Genomic DNA, 8,758 nt, shown 5'->3' on the forward strand with positions numbered 1-8,758 from the left:
CCCCCCGCCGGGGGGTGCGCCGGCGCGTCCCGGGGCGCCGCCCCCGGCCCAAAAAAAACTTCGGGCGCCCGCGCCAACGCTGCGGGCCCCCTACCCCCCCCGCCACAACAGCGATCAGCTCACTCCACGCGGTGTTTCAGCGGTAGAACAACCAATACCCCACCAGCCCCACCGCCTCGTTCATCAGTTGCCCGGACTGCCAGATCGCCTTGAATTCCGGCATCCAGCCACCCAGTGGCCGGGCGTTGTCCTGGCCCAGGAACCCGACAGGCGCCGGCACCACTTCAAACCCCGAGCGTTCGAAACTCCAGGCCGCCCGCGGCATGTGCCAGGCCTGGGTGACCACCACGACTCGCTTGATGCCGGCGGGCAGCAGGATTTCGGCGCTCATCTGGGCGTTTTCCCAGGTCGTGCGGCTGCGCTCTTCCTGCCAGCGCACGGTCACGCCGAAATCATCGCGCATCGAGTCAGCCATCAGCCTGGCCTCGCTGGGCGGGGTGCCATAGTGCAAGCCCCCGGTTGTCAGCACGGGCAAGCCCGAAGCCTTGGCCAGCCGCGCCGCATAACGCTGGCGCTCAAGCCCCACACCGGTGGGCTGGTCGGCCCCCCAGGCCGGGTCACCGCGCTCGCGACCGGAGCCCAGCACCACGATGGCGTCGGCACGCTGGGCCAGGGTCGCCCAGTCACTGCGCAGCAGCGGTGGATCACGCTCCAAGGCCTTGGCGCTCCACTGCACCACCACCGGCAGGCTCATCAGCCAGAAGCCGCCCAAGCCCACGACGAAACACAGGCGGGCCAGGCGCGGTCGTGAATGGCGCCACCACCAGGCAAGCGCCAACAGCAGCAAAAGAATGCCGGGAGGCAATAAAAGTTGTTTGATGAAATAGCGAAACGGCATCGGGCATCTCCATAGATGCCCGAAGCCTAGGTGGGTTGACGCAAAGCGACAACAGATTCGAAAAAACCTTGAATCAAAAAAAGCGACACGCGTGAATCCGGCGTTACTTGAACTGCAGTGACCGGACCTTTACAGCATCCTTGTCAGGCGTCCGGTCCTTGAGCCACACGACTTTGGCCGAACGGGGCGCATCGAGACGCTTGTTTGCCTGGGCCCCGATTGCGGGGGCCTGGTGCCCGACCTGCTCAAGGTAGGCCTTGACCAGTTCGAACTCTGCGGGGCTCAAGCCACGCAGCTCCAGCTCTGCCGGGCGCTCATCACGCAAGCGACCGGCGGTTCTTGCAGCGTCCAGGGCCACCCCGAGACGATCGATCAATTTTTCATACAACTCAGGTGTAGCGACTTTTCGTTGTGATTCAACCATCCCTCACCTCATTGAAGATAAGACTCACTCCCCATTGAGAAGCTTAGCTTCGCTGGGCAAACCGGCAGGGCGCCGCGACCAACGGCCCTGAACACGGGTCATCGCCTGGGGTCGTCGATGGTCGACACGCAATCTAAGGTTTCCCTCGGTAGAGCGCGGTCATGTATGCTACGGCGCTTCCTGTAACTCCACTTCCAGCTTGGCTGGGCATCGAAAACGCCGCATTCGGCGTCGTCTGCGCCCAGCATGGCCACGAAGAGGATTGGGCCACCCCATTCAGTACAAAAGTAGCCATGCACGAACACTACCAGCCCCGTGAAATCGAAGCCGCCGCCCAGTCGTTCTGGGACGAGCAAAAGTCCTTTGAAGTCAGTGAACAGCCAGGCAAGGAGACTTACTACTGCCTGTCGATGTTCCCTTACCCCAGCGGCAAGCTACACATGGGGCACGTGCGCAACTACACCATCGGCGACGTGATCTCCCGCTACCAGCGCATGCAAGGCAAGAACGTCCTGCAACCCATGGGTTGGGACGCCTTCGGCATGCCGGCGGAAAACGCCGCGATGAAGAACAACGTGGCGCCCGCCAAGTGGACCTACGAAAACATCGCCTACATGAAATCCCAGCTGCGCAGCCTGGGCCTGGCGGTGGACTGGTCCCGCGAGGTGACCACCTGCAAGCCCGACTACTACCGCTGGGAACAATGGCTGTTCACCCGCCTGTTCGAAAAAGGCGTGATCTACCGCAAGAACGGCACCGTGAACTGGGACCCGGTGGACCAGACCGTACTGGCCAACGAGCAAGTCATCGACGGGCGCGGCTGGCGCTCCGGCGCGCTGATCGAAAAGCGCGAGATCCCGATGTACTACTTCAAGATCACCGCCTATGCGGATGAACTCCTGGAGAGTCTCGACGAGCTGACCGGCTGGCCCGAGCAGGTCAAGACCATGCAGCGCAACTGGATCGGCAAGTCCCGGGGCATGGAAGTGCAGTTCCCGTACGACGTCGCCTCCATCGGCGAAGCCGGCACCCTGAAAGTCTTCACCACCCGCCCTGACACACTGATGGGCGCCACTTATGTGGCCGTGGCCGCCGAGCATCCGCTGGCGCCCCTGGCCGCCCGCAACAACCCTGAGCTGCAGGCGTTCATCGCCGAATGCAAGGGCGGCAGCGTCGCCGACGCCGACGTCGCCACCCAGGAGAAGAAAGGCCTGCCGACGTCGCTGTTCGTCGAGCACCCGCTCACCGGCGAAAACCTGCCGGTGTGGGTCGCCAACTACGTGCTGATGCACTACGGCGACGGCGCGGTCATGGCCGTGCCGGCCCACGACGAGCGTGATTTCGAATTCGCCCACAAGTACAACCTGCCGGTCAAGGCGGTGGTGCGCACCAGCGCGGGCGACCAGCCCCCGGCACCTTGGCCGGACGCCTACGGCGAACACGGCGAGCTGATCAACTCCGGCGAGTTCAACGGCCTGGATTTCGCCGGTGCGTTCGACGCCATCGAAGTCGCCCTGATCAAGAAGAACCTCGGTGCCTCGCGCACCCAGTTCCGCCTGCGTGACTGGGGCATCAGCCGCCAACGCTACTGGGGCTGCCCGATCCCGATCGTGCATTGCGACACCTGCGGTGACGTACCGGTGCCGGAAGACCAACTGCCTGTGGTCCTGCCGGAAGACGTCGTACCCGACGGCGCCGGTTCGCCCCTGGCACGCATGCCTGAATTCTATGAGTGCAGTTGCCCGAAATGCGGCGCGCCAGCCAAGCGTGAAACCGACACCATGGACACCTTCGTCGAGTCCTCCTGGTATTACGCCCGCTACGCCTCGCCGCACTATGAAGGTGGCTTGGTGGAAAAATCCGCGGCGGACGATTGGCTGCCAGTGGACCAGTACATCGGCGGCATCGAACACGCCATTCTCCACCTGCTCTATGCACGCTTCTTCCACAAGCTGATGCGCGACGAAGGCCTGGTGAGCTCCAACGAGCCGTTCAAGAACCTGCTGACCCAAGGCATGGTGATCGCCGAGACTTACTATCGTCGCGAAGCCAACGGTGCCTACACCTGGTTCAACCCGCGCGACGTCGAACTCGAACGCGACAGCAAGGCCAAGGTCATCAGCGCCAAGCTGATCGCCGACGGCCTGCCGGTGGAAATCGGCGGCACCGAGAAGATGGCCAAGTCGAAGAACAACGGCGTCGACCCACAGTCGATGATCGACCAGTTCGGCGCGGACACCTGCCGCCTGTTCATGATGTTCGCCTCGCCACCTGACATGAGCGCCGAATGGTCCGACTCCGGCGTCGAAGGCTCGCACCGTTTCCTCAAGCGCGTCTGGCGCCTGGCCCAAGCCCATGTCAGCCAGGGCCTGCCGGGCAAACTGGACGTCGCCGGCCTGAGCGACGAGCAGAAAGCCGTTCGCCGCTCGATCCACCTGGCCATCAAGCAGGCCAGCCATGACGTCGGCCAGAACCACAAGTTCAACACCGCCATCGCCCAGGTGATGACGCTGATGAACGTGCTGGAAAAAGCCGCCCAAGGCACCGAGCAGGATCGCGCACTGATTCACGAAGGCCTGGAAGCCGTGACGCTGCTGCTGGCGCCGATCACGCCGCACATCAGCCACGAGCTGTGGAATCAACTGGGTCACGCCGACCCGGTGATTGATGCACGCTGGCCGCTGGTGGACGAAACCGCGCTGGTGCAGGACAGCCTGACCCTGGTCATCCAGGTCAACGGCAAGTTGCGCGGCCAGATCGAAATGCCGGCCGCCGCCACTCGCGAAGAAGTCGAAGCCGCTGCACGGGCCAACGAAAACGTGCTGCGCTTCGTCGATGGCCTGACGATTCGCAAAGTGATCGTCGTGCCCGGCAAGCTGGTCAACATCGTCGCAAGCTAATTGGATCGGGCGCCAGGCTCGAGCCTGGCGCCGAATACAACCTGCGGGGTCGCCTGGTCGACCCCCATAGGGTTCAAGGGGAGCAACAAGATGATCAAACGTAATCTGCTGGTAGTGGGCCTGGCGGTCCTGTTGAGCGCCTGCGGCTTCCAACTGCGCGGCACCGGCACCACCGAGCTGGCGATCAACGAACTGGACCTCAGCGCACGGGACGCCTATGGCGAAACCGTCAAGATGCTGCGCGACAACCTGGAAAACAGCGGCGTGAAAGTCTACGGCGGAGCGCCGTACAAGCTGGTATTGACCCGTGAACAGCAAAGCCAGCGCAGCCTGAGCTATGCCGGCGCCGGTCGTTCGGCCGAATACGAACTGAACAACGTGCTGAGCTATGAAATCCGCGGCCAGAACGATCTGGTGCTGCTGGACGATAAGCTGGAGGTACAGAAGGTCTACCTGCACGACGGCAACAACATCACCGGTTCCGACCAGGAGTCGAGCGAAGTGCGCGACGAAATGCGTCGTGACCTCGTGCAACGCATGATGCTGCGTCTGCAACAGCTGAGCCCGGCCCAACTGGACCAGCTGCAACAGACCGCCGACGCCAAGGCCAAGGCCGAAGCCGAAGCGCTGGAAGCGGCACGCAAGGCTGAAGCGGAAACCCCGCAGCAGTCGCCGATGCAGATCCCGGCTGAATAAGCCTTGCGGGGCGCTCCGGCGCCCCGCTCGCCTTCTCTTATGAAGCTCGCTCCCGCCCAACTCGGCAAACACCTGCAAGGCACGCTTGCGCCCGTCTACATCATCAGCGGCGATGACCCGCTGCTGTGCCAGGAAGCCGCCGACGCCATCCGCTGCGCCGTTCGCCAACAAGGCTTCGACGAACGCCAGGTCTTCGCCGCCGATGCCAGTTTCGACTGGGGCACGCTCCTGCAGGCAGGGGCGAGCATGTCGTTGTTCGCCGAAAAACGCCTGCTGGAACTGCGCTTGCCGTCTGGCAAGCCCGGTGACAAGGGCGCCGCCGCGCTGATCGAATATTGCTCACGCCCGGCCGAAGACACGGTGCTGCTCATCAGTTTGCCGAAACTTGACGGCAGCGCGCAGAAGACCAAATGGGGCAAAGCCCTGGTGGAAGGCCCGCAGACCCAGTTCGTGCAGATCTGGCCGGTGGACGTCAGCCAGTTGCCCAGTTGGATTCGTCAGCGCCTGTCCCAGGCGGGTCTCTCGGCCACACAGGACGCAGTGGAGCTGATTGCCGCCCGGGTCGAGGGCAACCTGCTGGCCGCTGCCCAGGAAATCGAAAAGCTCAAGCTGATGGCCGAGGGCGGGCAGATCACCGTGGAAACGGTGCAAGCCGCCGTGGCCGACAGTGCGCGCTTCGATGTCTTCGGGCTGACCGATGCGATCCTCAACGGTGAGGCCGCCCATGCCCTGCGCATGCTCGAAGGCCTGCGGGGCGAAGGCGTCGAGCCGCCGGTCATCCTCTGGGCCCTGGCTCGGGAGCTGCGCCTGCTGGCCAACCTGTCCCTGCAATACAGCCAGGGCGTACCGCTGGACAAAGCCTTCAGCCAGGCCCGCCCGCCCGTCTGGGACAAGCGCAAACCGCTGATGAGCAAGGCCCTGCAGCGCTATTCCGCGTCGCGCTGGGCGCAATTGCTGCTCGAGGCCCAACGCATCGACGCGCAGATCAAGGGCCAGGCCGCGGGCTCGCCGTGGATGAGCCTCAGTCGGTTGTCGCTGTTGATGGCCGGGCAGCGGCTCTCCTTGCCCGCTGAATAACCCTCGTTTCCAGACAACAGATTTTTTGTGACAAGAATGCTGTTGTGGCGAGGGAGCTTGCTCCCGCTGGGCTGCGCAGCAGACCCAAAAAAACAGGGCCGCTGCGCGCTGGAACGCCAGCCCGGCCCAGCGGGAGCAAGCTCCCTCGCCACAAAAGCGCTTCACCTCAGATGACATTTCCTACGCAATGCAGGGACTGGACAACCACCCAACTCTGTCCCATGATTTGCCCCGCAAAAACCACCCCACGAGAGTACCCATCATGAGCAAAAAGCCATCCAGGCATGGCCCCAACAAGGCCAAGTCCATCGTCGCCCAGCCCCTGTTCCGCAGCCGCCAGGAACGACCCGCCAAGGGCAAGGGCAGCTACCGCCGCGAAGCCTTCCAGTCTGACAACTGGGAGGCGTCTTGCTTTCTGGCCGCTTGAAACACTCGGACAAGCCCTACGCCCCTTTCGCATGATAAGGTCAGCTCCTGATTTGTATTTCTGGACCCGTGCATGCCCGTCTGTCTTTCCCATCGTTGGCCACTGCGCCAAATGATTGTTGCCGCAAGCGTTGTCCTGCTTGTCGCCTGCGCCGAAAAACCTACCGCCGCCGACGCCCAACCGCTCCCGACAGCTCCCGTCGTGACCGCGCCTGCCATCGTGCCGCCCGTGGTGCCCACCGGTGACGACTTGGTGATTGCGCCCACCCAGACCTTTGCTGAATGGCAGGCCGGGTTTCGCAAGGAAGCGCTGGCCGCCGGGATCCGTGCCGATTTGTTCGACCGTGCGTTTGTCGGCGTCAGCCCGGACATGAGCGTGATCAAGGCCGACCGCAGCCAGCCGGAATTTACCCGTCCCGTGTGGGAATACCTCGACGGTGCGCTGTCGCCACTGCGAGTCAACAAGGGCAAGAGCCTGATCCAACAGCACGCCCAGATCCTGCAAAGTATCGAGCAGCGTTATGGCGTCGATCGCGAGGCGCTGGTGGCGGTATGGGGCATGGAGAGCAACTTCGGCCAGTTCCAGGGCAGCAAGTCGGTCATCAACTCCCTGGCGACCCTGGCCTACGAAGGACGGCGCCCGGGCTTTGCCCATGCGCAATTGATCGCCGCGCTGCAGATCCTGCAACAGGGCGATATCACACCGGAAAAAATGCTCGGCTCCTGGGCCGGTGCCATGGGCCAGACCCAGTTCATTCCCACCACGTATAACACCCATGCAGTGGATTTCGACGGCGACGGGCGCCGCGACATCTGGGGCAGCTCCACCGACGCCCTGGCCTCGACCGCGCACTACCTGCAAAGCTCCGGCTGGCAGCGCGGCCAGCCGTGGGGGGTCGAGGTCTCGCTCAACGAGGGCTTCGACTACACGCTGGCCGATGGCACGATCCGCAAGCCTGTCTCCGAATGGATGCGGCTAGGCGTTTCAGAATATGGCGGCTTGCCAATCGCCCCCGAGGACAAGCAGCTCTCGGCGTCCTTGCTCCTGCCGGCTGGCCATCGCGGTCCGGCGTTCCTGATCTTCGATAACTTCCGCGCCATCCTCAAGTACAACAATTCATCGTCCTATGCCTTGGCGGTCGGACTGTTGTCGAAGCGCTTCAGCGGTGCGGGGTTGGTCTACGGCCAATGGCCAAAGGAAGACCTGCCCCTGAGCCGCAGCGAACGCGTGGAACTGCAAACCCTGCTGGGCAAGCATAACTACGACGCGGGCAACCCCGACGGCATCATCGGTGCCAACACCCGCAAAGCGATCCGCAGCGCCCAGCAGTCGTTCGGCTGGCCGGCGGATGGGTATCCGACGCACCAACTGCTTGAGGCGTTGCGCAACCGCTGAACGGGCGTATGGCCGCTGACGCCATCGCGAGCAAGCTCGCTCCCACCGGGTGTCCGGTCACCCTGTGGGAGCGAGCTTGCTCGCGAAGACTGACTTGCAGGCGCTACATGACTAGCGGCTGATCACCACATCCTGCTCCAACACCAACCGCTTCTCTCCCGCATCCAGCGTCACCAATGCCCCCATGGGCAAAGTCAGGTTCGGATCGCAATGCCCGCTGCGCCAGCCGGACAACACCGGGATGCGCAACGGCGCGAAGGTCTGCTTGAGCAACCGGTTCAACGCCTCGAGGTCTACCCCCGCTATATCCCCTACCAGGACCCCGCGCAATTTCGCCAGGGTGCCCGCCAGTCGCAATTGAGTCAGCAGTCGATCGATGCGATACAGCGGTTCGTTGACATCTTCGATGAACAGGATCACCCCTTCGGCGTCGATCTGATAGGGCGTGCCGATGGTCGCGGCGATCATCGAGAGGTTGCCGCCCAGCAGGCGGCCGTGGGCGATGCCTGGCTCGACGGTGGTCAACGGATAGGCCGCGGGATGGCTCAGCAGGCTGCCGGCTTTCACTTGTCCACGTAGCAGGCTGAAGAACGCGGTGACGGTTGGGGGGTCCTTGTCGCCGAGGAGGTCGGCGTTGAGCAGCGGGCCGTGGAAGGTCACGAAGCCGGCGTAGCGGTTGATGGCCAGGTGCAGGGCGGTGATGTCGCTGTAGCCTACGAATGGCTTGGGGTTTCGGCGTATGAGGTCGAAGTCGATGCGATCCAGCAGCCGGGGGGTGCCGTAGCCGCCGCGCAGGCAGATGATGGCTTTGATTTCTGGGTCGGCGAAGGCTGTGTGCAGGTCGTTGAGGCGTGTGTCGTCGCTGCCGGCGAGGTAGCCGTCTTTTTCGTAGACGCCTGGGAAGATTCGCAGTTCGTGGCCCCTTGCGCGCATCCATTGGG

The 8,758-nt window shown here is 63.5% G+C and carries 8 protein-coding genes; 5 read left to right on the forward strand and 3 right to left on the reverse strand.

What is annotated here, in order from left to right; translation table 11 throughout:
- Window positions 1-136 precede the first annotated feature (136 nt).
- Together HGO40_RS29660 and HGO40_RS29665 are read right to left on the reverse strand one after the other, a co-directional pair.
- The gene (locus tag HGO40_RS29660; RefSeq protein ID WP_250965943.1) at window positions 137-898 is read right to left on the reverse strand and encodes a YdcF family protein; all 762 of its coding nucleotides are present in this window, start codon (window positions 896-898) and stop codon (window positions 137-139) included.
- Between the two features lie 103 nt (window positions 899-1,001).
- A complete protein-coding gene (locus HGO40_RS29665) occupies window positions 1,002-1,322 on the reverse strand; it encodes a hypothetical protein (RefSeq protein WP_181289424.1) in 321 nt (106 codons plus the stop codon).
- A gap of 293 nt (window positions 1,323-1,615) precedes the next feature.
- Here HGO40_RS29665 and leuS point away from each other — a divergent pair, with 293 nt between their 5' ends.
- The 5 genes from leuS to HGO40_RS29690 all read left to right on the forward strand — a co-directional run bounded on the left by leuS (window position 1,616) and on the right by HGO40_RS29690 (window position 7,817).
- Window positions 1,616-4,222, forward strand: coding sequence for a leucine--tRNA ligase (gene leuS, locus HGO40_RS29670; RefSeq protein WP_250965944.1), 2,607 nt, complete (start codon window positions 1,616-1,618; stop codon window positions 4,220-4,222).
- A gap of 90 nt (window positions 4,223-4,312) precedes the next feature.
- Window positions 4,313-4,918: an LPS-assembly lipoprotein LptE gene (locus tag HGO40_RS29675; protein WP_186706564.1), complete on the forward strand. Its 606-nt coding sequence runs from the start codon at window positions 4,313-4,315 to the stop codon at window positions 4,916-4,918.
- Window positions 4,919-4,957: 39 nt separating this feature from the next.
- Window positions 4,958-5,995: a DNA polymerase III subunit delta gene (holA, locus tag HGO40_RS29680; RefSeq protein WP_250965945.1), complete on the forward strand. Its 1,038-nt coding sequence runs from the start codon at window positions 4,958-4,960 to the stop codon at window positions 5,993-5,995.
- Between the two features lie 262 nt (window positions 5,996-6,257).
- Window positions 6,258-6,422 carry an alternative ribosome rescue factor ArfA gene (gene arfA, locus HGO40_RS29685; RefSeq protein ID WP_030140368.1) on the forward strand — a complete coding sequence of 55 codons (165 nt, stop codon included), beginning with the start codon at window positions 6,258-6,260 and terminating at the stop codon, window positions 6,420-6,422.
- Window positions 6,423-6,494: 72 nt separating this feature from the next.
- Complete coding sequence (locus HGO40_RS29690; protein ID WP_250965946.1) at window positions 6,495-7,817, forward strand: lytic murein transglycosylase; 1,323 nt, start codon at window positions 6,495-6,497, stop codon at window positions 7,815-7,817.
- 111 nt (window positions 7,818-7,928) lie between these two features.
- Here the strand turns inward: HGO40_RS29690 and HGO40_RS29695 are convergent.
- A partial coding sequence (locus tag HGO40_RS29695; RefSeq protein ID WP_250965947.1) for a S66 peptidase family protein occupies window positions 7,929-8,758 on the reverse strand: 830 nt, incomplete at its 5' end.

Source organism: Pseudomonas sp. CG7 (assembly GCF_023701885.1).
Lineage (GTDB): Bacteria > Pseudomonadota > Gammaproteobacteria > Pseudomonadales > Pseudomonadaceae > Aquipseudomonas > Aquipseudomonas zanjanensis.

Coding starts and splice junctions, on each gene's coding strand:
- HGO40_RS29660 (WP_250965943.1), bottom strand. CDS start 898: ATGCCGTTTCGCTATTTCATCAAACAACTTTTATTGCCTCCCGGCATT.
- HGO40_RS29665 (WP_181289424.1), bottom strand. CDS start 1,322: ATGGTTGAATCACAACGAAAAGTCGCTACACCTGAGTTGTATGAAAAA.
- leuS (WP_250965944.1), top strand. CDS start 1,616: ATGCACGAACACTACCAGCCCCGTGAAATCGAAGCCGCCGCCCAGTCG.
- HGO40_RS29675 (WP_186706564.1), top strand. CDS start 4,313: ATGATCAAACGTAATCTGCTGGTAGTGGGCCTGGCGGTCCTGTTGAGC.
- holA (WP_250965945.1), top strand. CDS start 4,958: ATGAAGCTCGCTCCCGCCCAACTCGGCAAACACCTGCAAGGCACGCTT.
- arfA (WP_030140368.1), top strand. CDS start 6,258: ATGAGCAAAAAGCCATCCAGGCATGGCCCCAACAAGGCCAAGTCCATC.
- HGO40_RS29690 (WP_250965946.1), top strand. CDS start 6,495: ATGCCCGTCTGTCTTTCCCATCGTTGGCCACTGCGCCAAATGATTGTT.